21 protein-coding genes are annotated in these 20,598 nt (G+C 73.1%); 5 read left to right on the top strand and 16 right to left on the bottom strand.

All coding sequences use genetic code 11. The features are described 5' to 3' along the window. Positions 1-5: 5 nt before the first annotated feature. The 3 genes from ACZ6YG_RS42055 to ACZ6YG_RS42045 are packed head-to-tail and all read right to left on the bottom strand — an operon-like array spanning position 6 to position 2,241. Complete coding sequence (locus ACZ6YG_RS42055; protein WP_466021024.1) at positions 6-1,178, bottom strand: hypothetical protein; 1,173 nt, start codon at positions 1,176-1,178, stop codon at positions 6-8. Between the two features lie 34 nt (positions 1,179-1,212). Next, positions 1,213-1,383, bottom strand: coding sequence for a hypothetical protein (locus tag ACZ6YG_RS42050; RefSeq protein ID WP_271278249.1), 171 nt, complete (start codon positions 1,381-1,383; stop codon positions 1,213-1,215). A 54-nt stretch (positions 1,384-1,437) separates the two neighbouring features. Continuing rightward, entirely contained in the window at positions 1,438-2,241 is an 804-nt protein-coding gene (locus ACZ6YG_RS42045) for a hypothetical protein (protein ID WP_466021023.1), read from the bottom strand. 364 nt (positions 2,242-2,605) lie between these two features. Here ACZ6YG_RS42045 and ACZ6YG_RS42040 point away from each other — a divergent pair, with 364 nt between their 5' ends. Beyond that, positions 2,606-3,343: an SDR family NAD(P)-dependent oxidoreductase gene (locus tag ACZ6YG_RS42040; protein ID WP_466021022.1), complete on the top strand. Its 738-nt coding sequence runs from the start codon at positions 2,606-2,608 to the stop codon at positions 3,341-3,343. A 3-nt stretch (positions 3,344-3,346) separates the two neighbouring features. Here ACZ6YG_RS42040 and hpnH read toward each other — a convergent pair whose 3' ends face one another. From hpnH to ACZ6YG_RS42005, 7 genes are all read right to left on the bottom strand, one after another. After that, on the bottom strand, positions 3,347-4,351 hold the full coding sequence (gene hpnH / locus ACZ6YG_RS42035) for an adenosyl-hopene transferase HpnH (protein ID WP_271278252.1): 1,005 nt from the start codon (positions 4,349-4,351) through the stop codon (positions 3,347-3,349). After that, positions 4,348-5,247 carry a phosphorylase family protein gene (locus ACZ6YG_RS42030; RefSeq protein WP_466021021.1) on the bottom strand — a complete coding sequence of 300 codons (900 nt, stop codon included), beginning with the start codon at positions 5,245-5,247 and terminating at the stop codon, positions 4,348-4,350. The genes hpnH and ACZ6YG_RS42030 overlap by 4 nt, the downstream gene beginning before the upstream one ends. After that, positions 5,244-7,112 (bottom strand): squalene--hopene cyclase, encoded by a 1,869-nt coding sequence (shc, locus tag ACZ6YG_RS42025; RefSeq protein ID WP_466021020.1) that lies wholly within the window; start codon positions 7,110-7,112, stop codon positions 5,244-5,246. The genes ACZ6YG_RS42030 and shc overlap by 4 nt, the downstream gene beginning before the upstream one ends. Beyond that, positions 7,109-8,449, bottom strand: a complete 1,341-nt coding sequence (hpnE, locus tag ACZ6YG_RS42020) for a hydroxysqualene dehydroxylase HpnE (RefSeq protein WP_466021019.1) — start codon at positions 8,447-8,449, stop codon at positions 7,109-7,111. Before hpnE ends, shc begins: the two co-directional genes overlap by 4 nt. Next, positions 8,446-9,303: a presqualene diphosphate synthase HpnD gene (hpnD, locus tag ACZ6YG_RS42015; RefSeq protein WP_466021018.1), complete on the bottom strand. Its 858-nt coding sequence runs from the start codon at positions 9,301-9,303 to the stop codon at positions 8,446-8,448. The genes hpnE and hpnD overlap by 4 nt, the downstream gene beginning before the upstream one ends. Positions 9,304-9,311: 8 nt before the next feature. Continuing rightward, positions 9,312-10,121 (bottom strand): squalene synthase HpnC, encoded by an 810-nt coding sequence (hpnC, locus tag ACZ6YG_RS42010; RefSeq protein WP_466021017.1) that lies wholly within the window; start codon positions 10,119-10,121, stop codon positions 9,312-9,314. A gap of 248 nt (positions 10,122-10,369) precedes the next feature. After that, entirely contained in the window at positions 10,370-11,110 is a 741-nt protein-coding gene (locus tag ACZ6YG_RS42005; RefSeq protein ID WP_364233422.1) for a polysaccharide deacetylase family protein, read from the bottom strand. Between the two features lie 23 nt (positions 11,111-11,133). Here ACZ6YG_RS42005 and ACZ6YG_RS42000 point away from each other — a divergent pair, with 23 nt between their 5' ends. After that, positions 11,134-12,213 carry an MGDG synthase family glycosyltransferase gene (locus ACZ6YG_RS42000; RefSeq protein ID WP_466021016.1) on the top strand — a complete coding sequence of 360 codons (1,080 nt, stop codon included), beginning with the start codon at positions 11,134-11,136 and terminating at the stop codon, positions 12,211-12,213. Here ACZ6YG_RS42000 and ACZ6YG_RS41995 read toward each other — a convergent pair. The 6 genes from ACZ6YG_RS41995 to ACZ6YG_RS41970 all read right to left on the bottom strand — a co-directional run bounded on the left by ACZ6YG_RS41995 (position 12,205) and on the right by ACZ6YG_RS41970 (position 17,803). Then, on the bottom strand, positions 12,205-13,047 hold the full coding sequence (locus ACZ6YG_RS41995) for a DMT family transporter (protein ID WP_364233723.1): 843 nt from the start codon (positions 13,045-13,047) through the stop codon (positions 12,205-12,207). The genes ACZ6YG_RS42000 and ACZ6YG_RS41995 overlap by 9 nt on opposite strands. Positions 13,048-13,181: 134 nt before the next feature. After that, the gene (locus ACZ6YG_RS41990; RefSeq protein ID WP_466021015.1) at positions 13,182-14,234 is read right to left on the bottom strand and encodes a vWA domain-containing protein; all 1,053 of its coding nucleotides are present in this window, start codon (positions 14,232-14,234) and stop codon (positions 13,182-13,184) included. Next, entirely contained in the window at positions 14,235-15,185 is a 951-nt protein-coding gene (locus ACZ6YG_RS41985; protein ID WP_466021014.1) for a VWA domain-containing protein, read from the bottom strand. It lies immediately after the preceding gene. Further along, positions 15,182-16,066, bottom strand: coding sequence for a DUF58 domain-containing protein (locus tag ACZ6YG_RS41980; RefSeq protein WP_271278262.1), 885 nt, complete (start codon positions 16,064-16,066; stop codon positions 15,182-15,184). Before ACZ6YG_RS41980 ends, ACZ6YG_RS41985 begins: the two co-directional genes overlap by 4 nt. Beyond that, a complete protein-coding gene (locus ACZ6YG_RS41975) occupies positions 16,066-17,049 on the bottom strand; it encodes an AAA family ATPase (protein ID WP_246640192.1) in 984 nt (327 codons plus the stop codon). Before ACZ6YG_RS41975 ends, ACZ6YG_RS41980 begins: the two co-directional genes overlap by 1 nt. Before the next feature lie 13 nt (positions 17,050-17,062). Next, positions 17,063-17,803, bottom strand: coding sequence for a S1C family serine protease (locus ACZ6YG_RS41970; protein WP_271278263.1), 741 nt, complete (start codon positions 17,801-17,803; stop codon positions 17,063-17,065). A gap of 207 nt (positions 17,804-18,010) precedes the next feature. Between ACZ6YG_RS41970 and ACZ6YG_RS41965 the strand changes: the two genes are divergently transcribed. The 3 genes from ACZ6YG_RS41965 (at position 18,011) to prfH (ending at position 20,596) form a co-directional block, all read left to right on the top strand. Next, entirely contained in the window at positions 18,011-18,751 is a 741-nt protein-coding gene (locus ACZ6YG_RS41965) for a hypothetical protein (protein ID WP_466021013.1), read from the top strand. A 115-nt stretch (positions 18,752-18,866) separates the two neighbouring features. After that, positions 18,867-19,991, top strand: coding sequence for an RNA ligase RtcB family protein (locus ACZ6YG_RS41960; RefSeq protein WP_466021012.1), 1,125 nt, complete (start codon positions 18,867-18,869; stop codon positions 19,989-19,991). After that, positions 19,988-20,596, top strand: a complete 609-nt coding sequence (gene prfH, locus ACZ6YG_RS41955) for a peptide chain release factor H (RefSeq protein WP_271278266.1) — start codon at positions 19,988-19,990, stop codon at positions 20,594-20,596. The genes ACZ6YG_RS41960 and prfH overlap by 4 nt, the downstream gene beginning before the upstream one ends. The last annotated feature ends 2 nt before the right edge of the window (positions 20,597-20,598 follow it).

The following is a 20,598-nucleotide window of genomic DNA, read 5'->3' as shown; positions in this document are numbered from 1 at the left end:
CGCTCCTAGACGAAATTGAGGGTCAGTGCGATGCGGTGGATCGCCCCGGCGTAGTCGATCGACACGAGGATCTGGGTGACCCTGTCGGCCTGGGCGTTCTGGATGGCCTGGAGCTGGGCGTCGGTGAGCGCCGCCGGGTCGGCGTCCAGCAGGGCGAGCACCGGGATGTCGATCGCGTAGCCGTCGATGACCTCGTCGCGCACCGCCGGATCCAGGACGGCCTCCATCTGCGCCACGAGCGCTCGCAGCCCGGTACGGCTGATGCGCAGAGTGCCGATGGCCCTGATCAGGCGGGCCTTGAGCCTGAAGGAGATGTCGTCGACCGTCCGCCGCACGTCGATGAACTTCATGCCGCCCGGATTGCCGGTGTACCCCTCGCCGAGGTAGACCCCTCCGCCGGGGATGAGCACGGGATCGACCAGCCAGTTGATCCCGTTGCCCTTCGGCGGGTTGCCGAACTCCTCGCTCGAGTTGATCGCGTCGATCTCGGTCGCGCTGAACGGCGCGCTGGTGATGGCCACCTGCTTGAGCAGCATCGAGATGTGCGGCGGATAACCGGCGATCGTGCCCGCCACCGCCGCCGCCGCGTCGTCGTCGCTCTTGTGGGCGACGTACACCATGCGGTCGCTCACGAGCTTCCCCTTGCCCGTGACCAGCGTCGCGTCGGACACGCCCTTGGCCAGCATGGCGACGCCCATCCGCTCCTTGCCCTCTCCGCCGGTGTCCGAGACGCGCGTGACGTGCTGGGCCAGCTTTCCGATCGCGCCGTTGTCCGCGCCGGACGCGTCGTCGAGCGGGGTCCCGGCGATGACCACGAACTGGACGTCCAGCTCCTCGACCGCGGCGAGCGCCGCCCCGGGATCGGACAGCGGCTTGACCGCGTCGCCCGCCGCCTTGACGGCCCACACCTGGCCGGGGCCGGGGCTCTGGCCGAACAGCGTCGTCAGCGCCGCCGTCAGCAAGGAGTTGAGCTTGACCCGGTTCGGCTGGGTCTCGGTCGGGTCAGGCACCGTCGCAGGACCGAACAGCTTCGTGGCGGCCGACGGATCGGCCACCGCCACCGGCTGGTCGTCGGTCCCCGACGGGGCGGTGCCGATGACGGCGATATTCCCCGTCGCGCGTACGACCGGGGAGAACATGTCCACGTTGGACCTGACGTTGACGTACCGGACGGCCATCACATTTCCCTTCGCTTTCCCGCGGACAGCACCGTCAGTGGAACTTCTCCTGGAGCTTGCGGCGCAGGGCCTGCCGCTGCGCGGCCGTCATCGGCCGGGGAACCTCCGGCTCGGTGACGGAGACCTCCGCCTCGGCGGCGGCGGGCGCCTCCGGCTCGGCGGCGTCGGCCTCGGAGTCGGGGTCTCGTTTCCTGGACCGGGTCATGCGTGGATCTCCTTCCTGGCTTTCGACGAGCTTTCGGGCGTCCGGGCGCGGGACCTACGGCGGCACCGTGATCGCGAGAATGTCCTGACCGGCGAAGAACGCCGTCAGGTCGGCCTCGGCGAATCCGCTCGCGGCCACGGCGTCCGCGGGGAAGACCAGCACCGGGGCGAGCGGGGCGAGGACCTCCAGATCACCCAGGTCGCGGGCGTAGGCGAGATCCCGCTCGGCGAGGTCGCGCACGAGCGAGGCGGAGCGGAGCGCCTCGGTGACGTCGACGACGTCCCGCATGAGCAGGGCCAGCTCCAGCCGCACCCTTCGCTGGTTGGCGGGGTCGCCGGGGTCGAACGGCGGCGGGTCCGCCTGCTTGATCTCTCCGAGCAGGTGGCGGTAGGCCCTCCTGAGCTCGTCGACGGTCTCAAGGCGGTGCCGCGCCATGTAGCCGGCCAGGTCGAAGTAATGGAACTTCGCCTCGAACTCGGCGAGGGTGGTGAACTCCCCGATGTCGGCGAACGTGATCGACTCGATCGCCCCTCGGTCGAGCTCCAGCACGAGGGTGACGGCGAGAGCGGCCGAAAGATCGATCCACTCGGGCGGCGTTCCGGCTTCGCGGCCCTCGTACCGGACGTCGGTGCGCGCGTGGTCGGGCGACGTACGGGTCCAGGTGCCGGTGAGCAGCCGCGGCCTGAACAGCGGCCGCTGGAACCGGGCCCCGAGCACCTCGACCTCCAGGACCTCGTGCACGCTGGAGGCCGGCAGCCCGTACAGCGTGCCGACCAGTTGCCGGACCCTGGAGACGCCCTGCTGGCCAGGAGGGAACAGCAGATCCTGTACGCCGCCGGTGGCGTGGAGTTTCAGCATCAGCGCATCGGTGAAGGCGCTCACCCGGCGCCGCCCTGTCCGGCGCGGCGGTCATCACTTCTCAGCATGTCCGCACCTCTCCACCCGGACGGGGTGTGCGATAGATGACGGGGGCCGCGGTTTCCAGGCAGGGATCAGCCCATCGGGAGGGGGAGATGTGATCGATCACTGCCGCTTGAACACTACGTTCCTTGCGGCAGCGACCCCCCTAGGGTGCGGCCTAGGGAAATCCCTAGAAGTGGGTCCCGCCCGGCTCGTCCCGCCGCTCTCTCGCAATCGTGGGTACGGTCGTCACGCCGCGATTCCCGCGCCTGCGGAGCGTCCTCCCAGTTCGAGAACGCGACGCGCACTAGCGTCGGATGCCATGAGGATCGACGGGGCCCGTGTCCTGATCACCGGTGCTTCCTCGGGCGTCGGCGCGGCGACCGCGCGGGCGATGGCCGCCGCCGGGTCGCGGCTGGTCCTGGCCGGACGTGACCGGCAGCGGTTGCACGCGGTCGCGGCCGAAACCGGCGGGCGGGCCGTCGTCGGCGACGTCACGACGGACGCCCCCGCGCTCGCGGAGCAGGCCGCCCCCGTCGACGTCCTGGTCTGCAACGCCGGAGCGGGATGGGCGGGGGCCTTCGCCGGGATGCCGCTCCGGGACGTGAACGAGCTGGTGGCGGTCAACCTGACGGCGCCGATGGAGCTGGCGCGGCTGCTGCTGCCCGGGATGATCGAGGAGCGCCGGGGACACGTCGTCTTCGTCTCCTCGATCGCCGGCGCCGTCGGGGTGGCGGGTGAGGCGGTCTACTCGGCCGCCAAGGCCGGGCTGGTCGTCTTCGCCGAGGCGCTGCGGGACGAGTTGTCGGAGTTCCCCGGCATCGGGGTGTCGGTGGTGTTCCCTGGCGTGGTCGCCACGCCCTTCTTCGACCGGCGCGGCGTCCCGTACGACCGCCGGTGGCCCCGGCCGATCCCGCCGGAGCGGGTGGCGCGCGGCATCGTGACGGCGATCCGGCGCGGCAGGTCCGAGTGCTACGTGCCGGGCTGGCTACGGCTCCCGGCGCGGCTGCGCGGCGCCGCGCCCGGCGCGTTCCACCGGCTGGCCCGGCGCACGGGCTGACGGTCAGTGGTCGCGTACCGCGCGGAGCGACTGCTGGAGAGAGCCCAGCGTGGCGAAGATCGCGGTGGGCTCGTATCCGCAGTGGGCCATGCAGTTGGCGCACCTGTCGTCGCGACCCCGGCCGTAGGCGTCCCAGTCGGTCTCCTCGACCAGCTCACGGTAGGTGCGGGCGTATCCGTCGGCCATGAGGTAGCACGGCCGCTGCCATCCGTACAGCGAGTACGACGGGATCGCCCACGCCGTGCACGGGAAGTCGACGCGCCCTTCGAGGAAGTCGAGGAAGAGCGGCGAGTGGTTGAATCGCCACCTGCGGCGGTTGCCGTCGGCGAAGGCCTGGCGGAACAGGTCGCGGATCTCCGAGACGCCGAGGAAGTGGTCCTGGTCCGGCGCCTTCTCGTAGGCGTACGCGGGAGAGATCATCATCTGGTCCACGGCCAGGTCGTCGTTGAGGTAGTTGAGCACCTCGATGACCGTCCGCGGGCTGTCGGTGCTGAAGAAGGTGGTGTTCGTGGTGACGCGGAAACCCCGCCGCTGGCATTCGCGGACGGCGGCGACCGCCTCGTCGAACACGCCTTCCTTGCACACGGCCGCGTCGTGACGCTCTCTCAGGCCGTCGATGTGGACGGTCCAGGCGAAGTACCTGGACGGCTCGAACTGGTCGATCTTCTTGGGGATGAGCAGCGCGTTGGTGCAGAGGTAGACGTACCTCTTGCGTGCGATCAGCTCCCGGACCATCTCCGCGATCTGCGGATGCATGAGCGGTTCCCCGCCGGCGATGGACACCATCGGGGCGCCGCTCTCCTCGATCGCCGCGACGGCCTGCTCGACGGGCATCCTGCGGCGGAGCACGTCGGCCGGGTGCTGGATCTTGCCGCAGCCGGCGCAGGAGAGGTTGCAGGCGAACAGCGGTTCCAGCTCGACCAGCAGCGGGAACTTCGAGCGTCGCCGGAGCTTGTTGCTCAGGATGTAGCCGGCGACACGCAGACTCTGGCGGATCGGGATCGTCATGGCTGGGCGTCCTTCGGCAGGGTGAAGCTGATGGATTCGTCGGTCGTCACGGGGCCGAGCCCGCGGAGCGCGTTCTCGGCGGTGTCGACGAGCGAAGGCGAGGTGGAGGCGCCGGCGGTGAGGACGACGGTGCGGGCGCCGCGGAGCCAGGCGAGCTCGATGTGCTCCGGCGCCTCGACGAGCCGGGCCGGTGCGTGCCGGGTGGCGGACTCCACCAGGTTCCTGGTTTCCGGGGAGCCGGTGGGCCCGATGACGAGGACGAGGTCGGCCCGGCTCGCGGCGCCGTCGAGGTCCGGTGACGCGCGGAGCACCGTCCGGGGCGCGGTCGCCGCGGCCCAGCGGGTGAGGGCCGGGCCGACGCGGCGCAGCACGCGGCGGGCCGTGAGCGCGTTGCGCACGGTGGCCGGGCTCAGCAGCGGGGCGGCGGGCGTGTCGACGACGACCCGGACGGCCGCCACCGGCCGGCCGGCGGCCGCGCGGGCCAGCGGGCCCGTCTCCATGTCGACGGCGTGCGCGCCCCGCTCGGCGAGTTCGCGCCCGCGGGCTCCGGTCACCACGTGGTCCACGGTCAGCAACGAGCCGGTCCGGGCGCGCAGACCGGCGCGCGCCAGCTCCCCGGCGAGCAGCGGCGCCGACGGGCAGGCGAGAACCCGGTCGCCGTAACGGATCTCCTCGGCCACCAGGACGTCCCCCGCCCGCAGGCCGGGGACGAGCGAGCCCGCGAAGCCCGTCACGGCCAGCGCGTCGAACTCCGGCAGGATGGCCGCGACGCGCGCGGCCCGGCGTGGCCCGAGCCCTGTCCGGCGCAGCCGGACGCGCACCGGGGAGCGGGAAAGGCCCCGCCTGACGGCTCGTGCCTCCATGCCCAGGGCGGTGCAGATCAGCAGGGCCGTCATGGCACCTGCCCGCAGGCCCGCAGGTAGCGCCCGAGGGCGTTGACGGGAAAGACGAGCCGGTACAGGTGGTAGTTGATGGAGAAGTCGCCCGGGAATCCCGTCCCGGTGAAGTGCGGTTCGTCCCAGGTGCCGTCGGGGCGCTGGTGCTCGACCAGCCAGCGCACGCCCGCGTCCACCACGGGCGACCGCTCCCCGGCGGCGAGCAAGGCCATCAGCGCCCACGCCGTCTGCGAGGGCGTGGAGGCGCCGCGTCCGATCCACGCCGGGTCGGTGTAGGAGCGCAGGTCCTCGCCCCAGCCGCCGTCCTGGTTCCGGTGGGACTCCAGCCATGCGACCGCCCGGCGGACGCATGCCGCGTCGCGACGTACGCCGGCCGCGACCAGGGCGGGCACCACGGCGCCGGTCCCGTAGACGTGGTTGGCCCCCCAGCGGCCGAACCACGACCCGTCCGGCTCCTGCGCCTTGAGCAGCCAGAGCACGGCCCGGCGCAGCTCCGGCGAGCCGGGCGCGGACTCCTGCGCCAGCGCCTCGACGACGTGCGCGGTCACGTCGGCCGACGGCGGGTCGATCACGGCCCCGAAGTCGCAGAACGGCAGTTTCGTACAGAGCGTCCTGGTGTTGTCGGCGTCGAAGGCCGCGAAGCCTCCGTCACGGGAGGCCATGCCGGTCATCCACCGCACGGCGCGGCCGATGGCCGGTCGCGCGTCCGGCCGGCCCGTCCGGCCCAGGGCGAGGACCACCTCGGCCGTGTCGTCGATGTCGGGATAGAGGTCGTTGTCGAACTCGAACGCCCAGCCGCCCGGCGCCAGCCGGGGCCGCCGCACCGCCCAGTCGCCCGGCCCTCTGATCTCTTCCTCCAGCAGCCAGTCGACGGCCTCGGCGACGGCCGGATGGTCGTGGGAGACACCGGCGTCGAGCAGCGCGTTGACGGCGAGCGCGGTGTCCCATACCGGGGACTGGCACGCTTCGAGCCTGCGGCCCCGCTCGTCCCGGATGGTGAACCGGTCGAGGCCCCGGAGCCCGCGCCGCATGATCGGATGGTCCAGGTCGTAGCCGGACAGGTTGAGCGCGATGAGCGAGTACACCCAGGGCGGCTGGATGCCTCCCCAGGAGCCGTCGGCCTCCTGCCGCGCCACGATCCACTCGGCGGCCCGCCTGATCGCCGCCTCGCGCAGCCCTCGTACGGGCCGTCGTTCGTAGCGGACCAGCAGCCGGTCCAGGCCGTGGAAGAACCCGTCCCAGCCCAGCCCGCCCCGCCTCGGCACGGGACGGCCGGTGCGGAGCTCGGCCAGGTCGAACGGGAGCGGGCGGACGGGCCGGCGCGCGCTGACGATCGTGAGCGGGACGATCGTCTGCCGTGCCCAGCAGGCCCAGTCGTAGACGTTCAGCGGGAACCACGACGGCAGGAACATCAGCTCGGGCGGCAGGACGGGCAGCCGCTCCCAGGGCCACTGCCCGAACATGGCCAGCCAGATCCGGGTGAAGACGCGCGCCGACTCGATCCCGCCGGATTCCCGTACGAACGAGCGGGCGGCGCGCATGTGGGCCGCCTCGACGGGGTCGCCGGCGAGCCGGAGCGCGGTGTATGCCTCGACCGTGGTGGAGAGGTCGGGCGGGCCGCCGTGGAAGGTGGCCCAGGTGCCGTCCGCCCGCTGTTCGGACCGGATCCAGTGGGCCGCCTCGGCCGTGTCGTCCTTGGCCCGGATGCCCAGGAACTCCCGGAGCAGCAGGTCCTCGGCGTCCATGGTGACGTTGGTCTGCAGTTCGCCCTTCCACCAGCCCTGCGGTGACCGGAGCCCGATCAGGTGGTCGCGGGCGGCGTCGAGGGCCCGCCTCGTGGACCGGAGCGTGTCGGCCGTGCTCATGACCGGCGACCTGTCGTGACGAGCTGCCGCCGGACCAGGCCGGCGGCGTGAAGTCCGCTGCGCACGGCGCCCTCCATCGTGTCGGGCCAGCCCGTGTCGGTCCACGCGCCGGCGAGGTACAGCCCCGGCCACCGGGTCCGGGCGTGAGGCCGGCGCGCACCGCTGCCCGGCCCCTGGAAGAAGGTGGCGTGGCGCTCCCTGGTGACGAAGAAGTCGGTGAGCCGGGCCTGCCGGGCCGCGGGGAACAGCCGTTCGAGCGCGGGGACGAACTCCGCCCGGATCTCCGACGTGGGCAGGTCGATCCACCGCTGCGCGGCCGACACCGAGACCGTGAGGTACTGGCCCTCGTTCAGCCCCGCCACTCCGGTCTTGTCGAAGACCCACTGCACCGGCGAGCCCACGGCGGCGGCCGACGGCAGTTCGGTGACCGTCCGGTCGTACACGGCGTGCACGTTGACGATCGGGCTCGCGCCCAGCTCACGCCAGGCGTCCCGGCCGGGCGCCGCCCCGGCGGGCACGATCCTGGCGGCCTGCCCGTGCGGCACGGCCACGATCACCGCGGCCGCCGGCACCAGGGCGCCGTCCACGACGACCGCCGGCCCTTCGGCGATCCCCGTCACCTTCGCGGACAGCCGCACCTCTCCGCCGCGCCGCTTGATGGCGTCGTGCGCGGCGGTGCCGTGCAGCTCGCCGAGCGGCGCGTCGGGGACGCCGATGTCGGCGGCGTCGGACCTGCCGAGCAGGGCGGTCCTGAACACCTTCACGGCGGGCCCGAGCGCCGCCTGCTCGGCGCCGACGTTCAGGGCGGCCTTCGCGAGGAGGTCCCAGAGGGCCTCGCGGACGGGCTCGGGCTGACCGTGCGACTCCAGCCAGCACTGCAAGGTGATCCGGTCGAGCGCGGGGTCGGCGGGGTCCAGCCGGGCCAGCGCCAGCGCGCCCCGTACGGCGCGCAACCGGTCGGCCGGACCGAGGAGGGAGTACGTCGCCAGCGCGGGAAGCATGTGCAGAGGGCCGGGAAGCGCGGTCCGGCGCAGCCGCCCGCCGCGGCCCCCGGGCGTGAGGACGCGGACGTCGAACCGCTTCTGCAGCCGGACCTTGTCCGAGACGCCCATCCGGTCGAGCAGGCCCATGTAGGCGGTGCAGCATCGCAGGAACACGTGCTGCCCGTTGTCCACGGCCATCCCGTGACGTTCGAACGAGTGCGTGGCGCCCCCCAGCCTGGGACGCGCCTCGTACAGCGTCACCGCGTGACCGGCCTCGCCCAGGGCGACGGCGGCGGCGATGCCCGCCAGCCCGCCCCCCACGATCGCGACCGGCGCCGCCGGTGAGCCGCTCATCGGCGGGGTCCGGCCACCGCGCGGACCGCGATGGCCGTCTTGCGCCAGGTGGGCAGCGACGACCGCGCGGCCAGCGCCCGGAGCGGGTCGGCGGCGATCCGGTCCAGCAGGGACCGGTAGATGCCGGCCATCGCCATCGTGCAGGCGGCGCTGCGGCGGTCGAGCAGCCTCACCAGCCGGGCCCCTTCCTCGTACCAGTCACGGGCGCGGGCCGCCTCGTGCCGGACGAGCGCGGCGAGCCGGTCCGGCGGGTCGGTGAACCTGCCCCGGGCGTCGAGGTCCAGGGTGCAGCCGAAGCGTTCGAGGTCCTTCGACGGCAGGTAGACGCGTCCGGAGAGCCGGTCCTCGCGCACGTCGCGCAGGATGTTCGTGAGCTGCAGCGCGACCCCCAGGGCGTCGGCCAGGGGCTCGGCCTTCCGGTGGTCGTCCGCGCCGAAGACGCCGAGTGACAGCCGCCCGACGGATCCGGCGACGCACCGGCAGTAGCCCAGCAGCTCGTCGAAGCTCTGGTACGTGGTGCCGCGCACATCCGCCGCGCAGCCGTCGATCAGCTCGTCGAAGGCCGGCAGGGGGATGGGATAGCGGCGGGCCGCGTCGTCCAGGGCGAGCAGGACGAGGTTCGTCTCGCCCGGGCCGATGCGGCGGAGGGCGTCGCGTACCTCCGACAGCCCTGTGAGCCGCTGCTCGCTGGGACCCTCCGTGTCGCCGATGTCGTCGATGCGGCGGGCGAGGGCGTACACCGCGCTGAGCGCCTGGCGCTTCGGCTCGGGAAGCAACCGGATGCCGTAGGAGAAGTTCCTCGCCCGGGTGCGGACAATCTGTTCGCAGAGCCGGTATGCGTGGGACAGGGTCATCCGGTTCTTCACCTCCAGGTAGTGAGAATGCGGAGCCAGGCGGCCAGCAGGCGGCCGCGACGCGGGCGGACGGCGCGGCCCAGGACGTCATGGCCCGCCCGGTCGAGCGCGGCGACGGTGGCCAGGCCGCCGGCGACGTATCCGGCGACCGCCGGCCGGGCGTATCCGGACAGCGAGGCGACGAGCGGGCGTCCCTCGCGCAGCATCTCGGCGGCTCGCACGGTCTGCAGGGCCACGACGCGGCGCAGCCTCCCCGGAGTGGTGCGGGAGGACAGGTCGGCCTCGGCGCAGCCGAACCGGCGCAGATCCTGCGCGGGCAGGTAGATCCGGCCGCGCGCGTGGTCCTCGCCGACGTCCTGGCAGTGTTCGAGGATCTGCAACGCGGAGCAGACGCGATCGGACCAGGCCAGCCGCGGCGGATCGGCCGAGGCGAACACGTGCAGGACGATGTGCCCCACGGGGTTCGCCGACAGCTCGCAGTAACCGAGAAGGTCGTCGAAGGTGTCATACCGGGTGACCGTCTGGTCGCGCCGGTTGGCCTCCAGCAGCCGGCGGAAGGGCTCGGCCGGAACCGCGCAGCTCTCCACCGTCCGGGTGAGCGCGCGGACCACCGGCAGGCGCGGTCCGGATCCCCCGTAGAGGCGGTCCAGGTCCGTCTCGACGTCGTCGAGCAGCCCCAACCGGTCGCCCGGCTCCCCCTCGTCGCCCAGGTCATCGACGAAACGCGCGAACCCGTACACGGCTGCCAAATGGTTCCGGTAATGGACCGGCAGCATTCTCAGTGCTACTGGAAAATTCTCCTGGCCGGCTTTCGACATGAAATCGTACGTACCGGTCCCGCGCGACGCCATTGCCAACGAATGCCCGCCGTGCGCTGCCCAAAACGAGCCGAAGTAACTTGTCCGGGCACTTATTAAGCGGCCACGATCCCCGTTTTACTTTTTCAGCGGAAGTCCACGGAGAAGCCCCGGTCAATCAAAATCTGGGAAACTCCGGTTTCGCCGTTCCAGGCACCGGACACACAATATCCGCACTTATATCGAGGAGGGCCGCTGTGTCCTGCCTGTCACGACATCCGCACGGCACCGCGCCCGCTGCCGACCTCGTGGTCGCGCAGCGGCCCGACCCGCAGCCCCGCCCGGCGGCAATGGCCGACCACCTCGGGCAGCGCGCCGAGCGCCGAACGCCAGCAGCCGGCGGCGGACGTGTGATCGGTGTCGTGCAGCACGACGGTCGCGCCGCCCCCCAGCCCCGGGCGCAGTCGCGCCATGACGGACTCCGGCGTGGCCGAAGCCGTCCAGTCCTGGCCCGACACGGTGCACAGCACCGGGCGGAGCCGGTGCAGCCGGGTCGCGACCAGCGCCTCGGCGCTGAGCACCCCGTACGGCGGCCGGTACCAGACGGGCCGGACCCCGGTGAACGACCGGACGAGATCGGCTGTCCGGCCCATCTCCGAGGTGACCGCTCCCGGACGGGTGACGAGGGCGTTGGTGTGCCGCCAGCCGTGCACCGCCATCTCGTGCCCCTCGGCCACGATCCGTCGCCCCACCTCAGGATGGCGTTCGAGCATCTCCCCGAGGACGAAGAACGTGGCCCGGCAGCCGAGCCGGCCGAGCTCGTCCAGGAAGAACGGCGTGGAACGCGGATCGGGACCGTCGTCGAAGGTCAGCGCGACATGGTCGTCGCGGCCCGCGCCCGCCAGCCGGGGCAGCCGGCGCCGCGCCGTGGCCAGCCAGGTGGCGCCAGGACCGACGTGGACGAACGCCAGCCCCGCCAGCGCCAGCGGCAGCGCGGCCCGCTTGATCATTGCGTCCCCCCGCGGGCCGGACGATGAGCGCCGAGGGCAGGCGTCTGCTGATCATCAGCGCCGCCATGGGCGCAGGGCACGACGCCGTGGCGGCGGAACTGGCCCGCCGCCTGACTTCCCTGGGCGCCGACGTGCAGGTCGTCGACGTGCTTCATCTGCTCCCCCTCCGCCTGGGCCGCCTGTTGCGCGGGTCGTACCGCTGGATGATCAGGCGTGCTCCGTGGCTGTACGAGGTCATCTACCGGGTATTCTTCGCGGCCAAACGCGCCCCCTCGGTCTCCCCCTTGACGGCGCTCGCCGGGGTGCGGCTGCTGCGCCTGGTCTCGCACCGCCCGCCGGACGAGGTGATCTCGACCTTCCATGTCGCGGCCCAGGTGACCGGGACGCTGCGGCGGCGTGGCCGGCTTCCGGCGACGAGCACCGTGCTCGTGACCGACTTCGCCGTGCACCGGCTGTGGCTGCATCCGGGCAACGACCGGTATCTGTGCCCGAACCCGGCGACGATCCCGCGCATCGCCGCGCTGACGGGCCGGCCCGCGTCCGTGCACGCCCCGGTCGTCCGGCCGGCGTTCCTCGACCGTACGCGGCCGGCGGCCGGCGACGTCCGGGCCCGCATCGGCGCCGCGCCCGGCGACCGGCTGGTGCTCATCTCCTCGGGATCGTGGGGAGTGGGGCACGTCGCGGAGACCGCCCGGATCGTGGCGCGTTCCGGCCGGTACGTGCCGGTCATCCTGTGCGGGCGCGACGCCGGGCTGCGCCGCCGCCTCGCCGGCGCCCACGGAGTGCTGGCCCTCGGCTGGCAGGAGGACATGCCCGCGCTCATGTCGGCGGCCTACGCCCTGGTCGACAACGGCGCGGGGCTGACCTGCGAGGAGGCCTTCGCCGCGGGCCTGCCCGTCATCTCCTACCGGCCCATCCCGGGACACGGGCTCGACGGCGCGCTCGCCATGGCCCGCGCGGAGGTGACGGTGCACGCGCCCGACGCCGCGTCTCTCGTACGCGCGCTCGATCAGTTGCGGGACGCGCGCCGACGCGACCGCCTGCTCGCCCGGGCCTCGGCCCTCTTCGACGCCGCGCCGGCCGAGGCGGTGCTGCTACGTTGACGGCGAGTCCTTGAGCAAGGGCGTTCTCGCGAGCATCACGGTGCCGAGGAAGATCACGCCGATGCCGGCCGCCTCAAGGACGATCCACGGCCCCGAGCGGACGTCCTCCCCGAACATCAGGGTGCCGTACAGGATGCCGGCGACAGGGTCGCTGATGGTCAGCGCCGGCTGCGCGACCACCAGCGGCCCGCTCCGGAACGTGAGCTGCAGGAGGAACAGGCTGCACAGCCCCGCGACCACCATCGCGTACGGCTGCCACGAGGTCACCAGAGACCCCGGAGCACTCTCCAGGATCATGGTGCTCTCCTTGATGAGCGCGGCGGTGAAGGCGAACCCGAAGCCCGTCGCCACCCCGAACAGCGCGGGCCGGCCACGGCCGCCGAAGAGGTACGCGACCGCGCAGAGTCCGAAGATCGCCCCGACCGTCGCGGTCGCCGCCAGGGCCCACACCTCCGTGCTGGGACGGTCGTGGCCGACGCTGGGCGCCGCGCTCAGCAGGAAGATCGCCAGCCCGCCGGTCATGGCCGCGACCGCGAGCCACGGCCGCCGCCCCACGTGTCCGCCCAGGATCAGCGGGATCAGGACCAGCGTGAACGGCAGCTCCGTGACGAGGACCGGCTGGACCAGCGCCAGGGGTCCGGTCGCCAGCGCCGCGGCCTGGAAGACGAAGCCGCCGATGAGCGCGGCGATCCCGGCCAGCCAGACCGGACGCCGGACCAGCGCCAGGACCTGCCGCGGCCCGAACTCCTCCTGCTGGGGCAGGGACAGCGCCGCCTGACGCTGGAGGTTGGAGGCAGCGGCGTTGGAGGCCGCGGCCAGCAGAGCCAGCACCACCGAGATCAAGGGCCCTCGCCTTCGACGCCGCACAGTCATCCGGGGAGGGGTGACCGAGATCTTCCACATGTCCCTTGCCGGAAACGGCGTTTTACGATCTCCCGGCCTTGGTGTGGGAGTTCACGGACGGCCCGTCAGCGGGCCGGAGTCCGGGGGCGGTTCCACCAGAGGGAGAGGGACAGGGCGGCGGTGATGAGGACGGCGCCGCCGGCGGCGAAGGCGGCGGCCGTGTCGACCCGCTGACGGACGACGGTGAAGGTGCCGGGGAGGGCGTCGAGGGCGCTCTGGAGCTGGTCGGCGTTCTCGGCGCGGTGGTAGGCGCCGCCGGTGGTCTCGGCGATCTCCTTGAGCGCGGGCTCGTCGAGCATGCGGACGTTCCGGCCGCCCCTGTCGAATCCGCCCCGGCCGCCCCAGCCGCCGCCCCAGCCTCTGCCGTCGAACTGCGAGTTGTCGCAGACCATCGGGGCCGGGTTCGTGGTGCCGAAGCCGATGGGGAAGACGCGGACGCGGCGCAGGGCCGCTTCCCTGGCGGCGGTCTCGGGGTCGACGCCCTGGGTGTTGGCGCCGTCGGTGAGGACGACGATCGCGGCGCCGGCGTAGCCTTCCCCGGCACCGCCCGGGTCGGCCCCGGTGGGGGCGACCGACGGGTCGACCTCGGCGATCGCGTCGATCGAGGTGAGCACGGCCTGCCCGATGGCGGTGCCGCGGCCCACGGTGAGTCCGTCCAGCGCCTCGATCAGCGCGTCGGTGTCGTCGGTGGGCGGGACGAGCAGGCCCGCGGTGCCGGCGAAGGTGACCAGGCCGATGCGCGGGCCGCCGCGCTGCGACTCGATGAACTCCGCCGCGGCTTTCCTCGCGGCGGTGATGCGGTTGGGGTCGACGTCCGTGGAGCACATGGAGCCGGAGGTGTCGAGCGCGAGCAGGATCGTCGCCGACGTCTGAGGCACCGGCACCGACGCCTGTGGCCGCGCCGCCCCGACGACCAGCAGCACGAGCCCGGCCACGAGCAGCGCCGGGGGGATCTTGCGCGTCCAGCGGGTGCGGCCGGGCAGTGCGGTGCGCACGAGCGCGATCGAGGTCACCCGCACGGCGGCGCGCCGGCGGCGGCGCAGCGCCCACCAGCGGACGGCGAAGATCAGCGGGATGACCATGACTGACAGGAGCGCCCACGGCCACGACAACGTCATTCAGATCACCCGTCCAGACCGGAGCACGGTGAGCGCCGCTCCTGCGGTGAGCAGCGCGAGGGCGAGCCCGATCAGGCCGCCGGCGAGGGGCAGCGGCTCGTCGGAGACGGTGAGCCGCAGGTCGATCGTGTCGGCGACGCCGTCGAGCCGCGCGGCGTCGGAGGCGGGGTGGTAGGCGCCGCCGGTGGTCCGCGCGATCGCGGTGAGGGTCTCCTCTTCGAGCGAGCTCTGCAGGTGGAAGCCGTCGACCTTCACCGTCGCCCCGGCGGTCGTGCCGATCCCGACGGTGTGGATGTGGACGCCCGCCTTCTGGGCCACGGCCGCGGCCTGTTCCACGTCGCCGCCCCGGTTCTGGCCGTCGGAGAACATCACGACCGTGGCCGACGGCCAGTAGCCGATGTCGGGCGCGGCGCCGTCGCGGCCGACGGCCACCTGCTTGCCGGTGATCGCCGAGAGCGAGGCGGTGATGGCCGTTCCCAGCGAGGTGCCGCCGGTGACCTTCAGCCGCTCGATGGCCTTGAGCGCGATGGAGTGGTCGGAGTCGGGCCGCGCCGTGGTGAGGGCGCCCCGTTCGAACGCGACCACGCCGATGTCGACGCTGTCGGGCTGTGCCGCCACGAACGCGCGGGCCGCCCGCTGCGCGGCCGCCAGCCGGGTGGGGGCGACGTCGTCGGCGCTCATGCTGTTGGAGACGTCGATGGCGAGGATGACGGTGCCCGCGGTCCGCGGCACCGGCACCATGGCCGCCGGTCCCGCGGTGGCGATCGCGAGCACCCCGACGCCGGCGATCGTCAGACCGGCTCCCAGGTACGTCCCGCGCCCGCCCCGCACGACGACCCCGGCCGCGGCGAGCGCCGCCGTCCGGCGGCGCGCCGAGACGACGGCCGCCCAGGCGAGCGCCACGGTGACGACCAGCCCGACGGCCAGCAGCAGCGGCGACGACAGGGTCATGGCGACCGGTCCCGGGTGCGGGCGACGACCTCGACGAGCGCCTCGGCCAGGTCGCGGTCGGTGTCGACGCGGTGGACGGGCACCCCGGCGCGGCGCATGCCCGCCGCGAGCCGGGCGTCGCGGTCGTCGACGGCCTGGCGGAACCGTACCCGGAGCAGCGGGTCGGCGGAGTCGACGACGAGTTGCTCGCCGGTCTCGGCGTCCTCAACGACGATCAGCCCGGCTTCCGGCAGCACGTCGTCGGCGGTGTCCGCGATCCGCAGGGCGACCACCTCGTGCCGCCGGGCCAGGCGCTGGAGCGAGCGTTCCCAGTCGCCGTCGCCGATGAAGTCCGACAGCACGACGATGAGCGCGCGGCGGCGGGCCAGCCGTCCGGCCGCGTCGAGCATCTCCGCCAGGTCGGTGGTGGCGCCGCCGCGGGCCTGGCCGGTGCGGGCCAGTTCGGCGCCGATCCGCAGCGTGTGCCGCCGGGAGGTGCCGGGCGGCACGACGCGCAGCACCCCGGTGTCGAACAGCAGGGCGCCGACGCGGTTGCCGCCCCGGCCGAACAGCCGGGCCAGGACGAGCGCGAGCTCGGCCAGCACGTCGTGCTTGCCGCGCCCCGGCCGGCCGGCCGCCATCGACGCCGACCGGTCGAGCACCAGCCAGACCGTCAGCTCGCGGTCCTCGGTGAACACCCGCAGGTGCGGCTCGTCCAGCCGCGCGGTCACGTTCCAGTCGATGTGCCGGGCGTCGTCGCCTTCTCCGTACGGACGCAGGCCGGTGAAGTCGATCCCGGAGCCGCGGTGCGCGGTGCGGTGGGCGCCCTGGAGCCGGCCGTCGAGCCTGCGGACGACCTTCCACTCCAGGCGGAGCAGGAGCTTCTCGGGGGCGGTGGCCATCAGCGGTTCTGCAGGACGACGTCGGGCGTCCAGACGGCCCCGAGCACCCTGGTGATGATCGTGTCGGCGTCGACGTCGTCCGCGAGCGCCTCGTAGGACAGCACGAGGCGGTGGCGGAGCACGTCGAGCGCGAGCTCGGTCAGGTCGTGCGGCAGGACGTAGTCGCGGCCGCGCAGGAACGCCAGCGCGCGGGCGCCCGTGACCAGCGCGATGGACGCCCGCGGGCTCGCCCCGTGGGTGACGTATGGTTCCAGCTCGCCGAGCCCGGCCGTCGCGGGGGAACGCGTCACGGCGACCAGCCGTACCGCGTAGTCGACGATCGCCGGGTCGACGTAGACCTGCTGGGCGCGGGCGCGCATGGCCATCAGGTCCTCGGCCGTGACCATGGGCTGCGGCGGCTGGGGCGGGCGCAGCGCCCGGCTGACGATCGCCTGCTCCTCGGCCTGGGTCGGATAGTCGACGACCACCTTCATCATGAACCGGTCTACCTGCGCCTCGGGCAGCGGGTAGGTGCCCTCCGACTCGATCGGGTTCTCGGTCGCCATGACCAGGAACGGCTCGGGCACCCGGAACGTCTCGCGGCCGATCGTCACCTGGTGCTCCTGCATCACCTCCAGCAGGGCGCTCTGCACCTTGGCCGGGGCGCGGTTGATCTCGTCGGCCAGCAGCAGGTTCGCGAACACCGGGCCGAGCTCGGTCCGGAACTCGCCGGAGTGCTGGTGGTAGACCCGCGTGCCCACGAGGTCGGCGGGCACCAGGTCGGGGGTGAACTGGACGCGCTGGAAGCTTCCGGCGATCGCGGCGGCCAGCGACCGCACCGCGAGCGTCTTGGCCAGGCCGGGCACGCCCTCGACGAGCAGGTGCCCGTCGGCGACCAGCGCCACGGCCATCCGCTCCAGCAGCACGTCCTGCCCGACGATGGTGCGTTTGACCTCGAACAGCACCTGTTCGAGCGGGTGGGCCGGGTCGGGGGAAGAGGTCATCGCATTCCTTCGGTCAGATCTGGGGTCCGTCGCCCGGCGGGCCGTCGCCTTCGTCACCGCCCAGGGCGGCGCCGATCGGCACCGCGAACGCGATGCCGGCGAACGCCTCGTCGCCTCCCGGGTCGGCGATCGAGACGACGATGCCGATGACCAGGCCGCGGGCGTCCAGGAGGGGGCCGCCGGAGCTGCCCGGGTTGACGGAGGCGTCGAACTGGATGAGCCCTCTCAGGCCGCCCTTGTCGGTGCTGCGGTTCAGGCCCGACACGACGCCGGTGGAGACGCTGTAGGCCAGGCCCAGCGGGTTGCCGATCGCCACGACGGGCGCGCCCACGGCCGCGGCGCCGCCGAGCGTCGCCGGGACGACGATCTCCGGCAGCTTCGCGGGCTTGAGCATCGCGATGTCGAGCTTGGGGTCGGACGACACGACGGCGGCCTTCGCCCTGGTGCCGTCGGCGAACGTCAGGGTGACGTCCTTCGCGTCCTCGACGACGTGGTGCGCCGTCAGGATCGTGCCGTCCTCGGCCGCGATCACTCCGGTGCCGAGCGACTTCCCGGCGCGGATGACCACCACCGACGGCCCGACCCTGTCGAAGACCTCGGGCACCGTGAGGGTCGCGCTGGGGGTCGGCGTCGCGCTCGGCGCGGGCGCGGCCTCCTCGCCGTTCCCGCCGCTGCTTCCCAGCCAGTACGCCAGCACGGCCACGACGACGAGTGCCACTCCCCCGACGACGAACCACCGAGCCCTACCGGCCATGGCTCCCTGAGTTCCCTGAGCCTCGGCCGCACCCGTCTCCTGCGGCACGTGCTCCATCGCCCCATCGTCATAAATTTCAGGCGAAAGTGCTACAAACTCCGCCTGAGAACTCCATGAGAACCGAGCGAGTCCCATCCGGCATCGATCCGTGACGTACCGGCGCATCCAACGGAGTAGGACTTCCCTGGAGAATCCGGAGATGACGGGATGACCAGATTCCTCGTCGCGCTCGCCGCCGTACTGACACTCACCGCCTGCGCTCCGCCGTCCCCCGACGTGGCGGCGCTCGACCACGAGTTCGCCCGGCGGTCCACCGTACGCGTGGACGTCGAGCTCACCGTCCGGGCCGACGACGCGCCCGCTGGACACACCTTCCGCCAGCGCGGCGTGCTGAAGCTCAGCCCGTCGGGAGCGGACGGTGCGGACCTCGTCCTGGAGTCGTCCCACGACGGGCCACGGTCCCTGCACTCGATCCAGACCGGTGGCCACGTCTACTACGACCGGCCGCCCTGGTCACGGATGCCCCTCGTGGTCGACGAGGTCACCTGCGACGTGCCGTCCTACATCGGCTGCCTCGTGGATGTGCTCCGGCCCGGGGTCGCCGAGGCGCTGCTCGCCGCGTCCGTCTCGGCGGCGCCGGACGGGGCGGGGACCGTACGGCACAGCGGTGTCATCACCGGCGATCGGCTCCACCAGGCCGCCGGGAAGAGACTTCTCTCCCTGCCCATGAGCGTGGTCCCGGCGGCCCTGTCCGGCGACGCGGAGCACTCCTGGTCGATGTGGATCGGCGCCGACGGGCTGCCCCGCCGCGTCCAGGCGTCCGGCCCGATGAGCTCGGTGGTGCCCGAACCGGTGAGCGGTCTCTTCATGACCGTGGACATCCGCTTCCACGACTGGGGCGGGTCCCGGACGATCAGCGCCCCGGCCGGCTACATCGACGTCGGGTGACCGTACGGCCGAAAACCGGTTGCCTCGCGTGATCATCGTCCGGGAATGTGGTGTCCATGATGCTTTGACGGACAACGCCCCCTGATCCCCCATCCTGTTCAGCGAAGAGAGCGTCTTGTCTCAGCAAACCTCGGCCACCGTCGCCGTGTTCGCCTCCCCCACGAGCTGGATCGAGTCCGACGCCCTGGACCAGTGTCACCAGGTGGCCGCGCTCGACGGCATGATCCACGTCGCCGCCATGCCGGACCTGCACCCGGGCAAGGGCGCCCCCATCGGCGCCGCCATGACGTCCGCCACGCTGTACCCGTTCCTGGTGGGCTCCGACATCGGCTGCGGCATCGCCGTGTTCCCCATCAGGCTCAGGCGCGCCGACCCGGCCAGACTCGCCGCCCGGTTCCCCGACCTCGACCACGCGCCGGACGCCGACGACCCGGCGTGGGACGTGGTGGAGGGCGACATCCCCGCCGGTCACGTCGAAGGGCTCGGCACGGTCGGCCGGGGCAACCACTTCGTCGAGCTGGCGCGCGTCGGGACCGTCTTCGAGCCGGACCACGCGAGCCGGCTCGGGCTGGCCGCCGGCGACCTGGTGCTCGTCGTCCACAGCGGCTCGCGCGGCCTGGGCGAACGGATCCTGCGCGCGCACACCGAGGTCCACGGCGCCGGCCCAGCCCCCGATCCCGCCGCCTACCTGGCGATGCACGACGACGCCGTACGGTGGGGCTCGCTCAACCGGCGGCTGATGGCCGCCCGGGTCGCGCACGCCCTGGGCGCGGAGCCCGCCGAGCCGGTCGTCGACCAGTGCCACAACCTGGTGGTGGTCCGCGACGGGGTCTACCTGCACCGCAAGGGGGCGGCGCCGGGCGACGGCCGTGACGTGCTCATCGCCGGCACCCGCGGCACCCCGTCCTACCTCGTGGCCGCCCACGCCGGGCCGGACGCGAACCACTCCGTGGCGCACGGCGCGGGCCGCAAGATGTCGCGGGCGGACGCCCTGCGCCGGGGCCGGGCCAAGCACACGGTCGAGGAGCTGCGCCGCACCCCGGTGGGGTCGCTGGTGGTGTGCGGCGACCGGCAGCTGCTCTTCGAGGAGGCGCCGACGGCCTACAAGCGCATCGAGCAGGTGATCGCCGACCTCGTGGAGCACGGCCTGGCCACGCCCGTGGCCACCACGGTCCCGCTGGTCACCTACAAGACGGCCGACATCGGAAGGGACCGGCGCCGTAAGAGAGGCCGGTCGTGAGCGTCCACCTGCTCCTGTCGGCCGGGCGTGGCCCGCAGGAGTGCGCCTGGGCGCTGGCCCGGCTCCTGCACCGCCTGGAAGCCGACGCCGCCCGGCGGCGTCTGGAGACCCATCGCGCCCAGGCCGTGCCCGGTGACCGGCCCGGCACGTACCGATCGGTCGTCGTCCGGATCACGGGAGCGGACGCCGAGGCGTTCGCCGCCTCCTGGACCGGGACCCTGTGCTGGCAGGCCCCCAGCCCGTACCGGGCCCGCGCGGGCCGCAAGAACTGGTATGTCATCGCCCAGCCGTGCGAGGTCGAGGCCCCGTCCACCACGTTCGCCGAAGCGGACGTCGACGTCGTCGCCTGCCGCACCGGCGGGCCCGGCGGGCAGCACCGCAACAAGGCGAGCACCGCGGTGCGCGCGACCCACCGGCCCACGGGTCTCGTCGTCGTGGTCGACACCGAGCGGCTGTTCAGCCTCAACCGCCGCCTCGCCATGCGCCTGCTGCGCGAACGCATCGAGCGCGGCGACGAGGCCGCGGCGCGCGACCTCACCACCGCCCGCTGGCGCGTCCACGACGAGCTCGTCCGAGGCGACCCCACCCGGGTCGAACGCCCGTGACC

It is taken from the genome of Nonomuraea sp. NPDC054003, from assembly GCF_055585125.1.
The sequence above is the reverse complement of the archived record's forward strand: the minus strand, read 5'-3'. Positions and strand labels throughout refer to the sequence as shown.

Bases quoted from the DNA above. Each gene is read 5' to 3' on its own strand.
- ACZ6YG_RS42030 (WP_466021021.1), bottom strand. From the start codon at position 5,247: ATGACGGCCCTGCTGATCTGCACCGCCCTGGGCATGGAGGCACGAGCC.
- hpnC (WP_466021017.1), bottom strand. From the start codon at position 10,121: ATGTCGAAAGCCGGCCAGGAGAATTTTCCAGTAGCACTGAGAATGCTG.
- ACZ6YG_RS42055 (WP_466021024.1), bottom strand. From the start codon at position 1,178: ATGGCCGTCCGGTACGTCAACGTCAGGTCCAACGTGGACATGTTCTCC.
- hpnD (WP_466021018.1), bottom strand. From the start codon at position 9,303: ATGACCCTGTCCCACGCATACCGGCTCTGCGAACAGATTGTCCGCACC.
- shc (WP_466021020.1), bottom strand. From the start codon at position 7,112: ATGAGCACGGCCGACACGCTCCGGTCCACGAGGCGGGCCCTCGACGCC.
- ACZ6YG_RS42005 (WP_364233422.1), bottom strand. From the start codon at position 11,110: ATGATCAAGCGGGCCGCGCTGCCGCTGGCGCTGGCGGGGCTGGCGTTC.
- ACZ6YG_RS42000 (WP_466021016.1), top strand. From the start codon at position 11,134: ATGAGCGCCGAGGGCAGGCGTCTGCTGATCATCAGCGCCGCCATGGGC.
- ACZ6YG_RS41990 (WP_466021015.1), bottom strand. From the start codon at position 14,234: ATGACGTTGTCGTGGCCGTGGGCGCTCCTGTCAGTCATGGTCATCCCG.
- ACZ6YG_RS41985 (WP_466021014.1), bottom strand. From the start codon at position 15,185: ATGACCCTGTCGTCGCCGCTGCTGCTGGCCGTCGGGCTGGTCGTCACC.
- ACZ6YG_RS42050 (WP_271278249.1), bottom strand. From the start codon at position 1,383: ATGACCCGGTCCAGGAAACGAGACCCCGACTCCGAGGCCGACGCCGCC.
- hpnE (WP_466021019.1), bottom strand. From the start codon at position 8,449: ATGAGCGGCTCACCGGCGGCGCCGGTCGCGATCGTGGGGGGCGGGCTG.
- ACZ6YG_RS41980 (WP_271278262.1), bottom strand. From the start codon at position 16,066: ATGGCCACCGCCCCCGAGAAGCTCCTGCTCCGCCTGGAGTGGAAGGTC.
- ACZ6YG_RS42040 (WP_466021022.1), top strand. From the start codon at position 2,606: ATGAGGATCGACGGGGCCCGTGTCCTGATCACCGGTGCTTCCTCGGGC.
- ACZ6YG_RS41975 (WP_246640192.1), bottom strand. From the start codon at position 17,049: ATGACCTCTTCCCCCGACCCGGCCCACCCGCTCGAACAGGTGCTGTTC.
- hpnH (WP_271278252.1), bottom strand. From the start codon at position 4,351: ATGACGATCCCGATCCGCCAGAGTCTGCGTGTCGCCGGCTACATCCTG.
- ACZ6YG_RS41965 (WP_466021013.1), top strand. From the start codon at position 18,011: ATGACCAGATTCCTCGTCGCGCTCGCCGCCGTACTGACACTCACCGCC.
- ACZ6YG_RS41970 (WP_271278263.1), bottom strand. From the start codon at position 17,803: ATGGCCGGTAGGGCTCGGTGGTTCGTCGTCGGGGGAGTGGCACTCGTC.
- ACZ6YG_RS42045 (WP_466021023.1), bottom strand. From the start codon at position 2,241: ATGCTGAAACTCCACGCCACCGGCGGCGTACAGGATCTGCTGTTCCCT.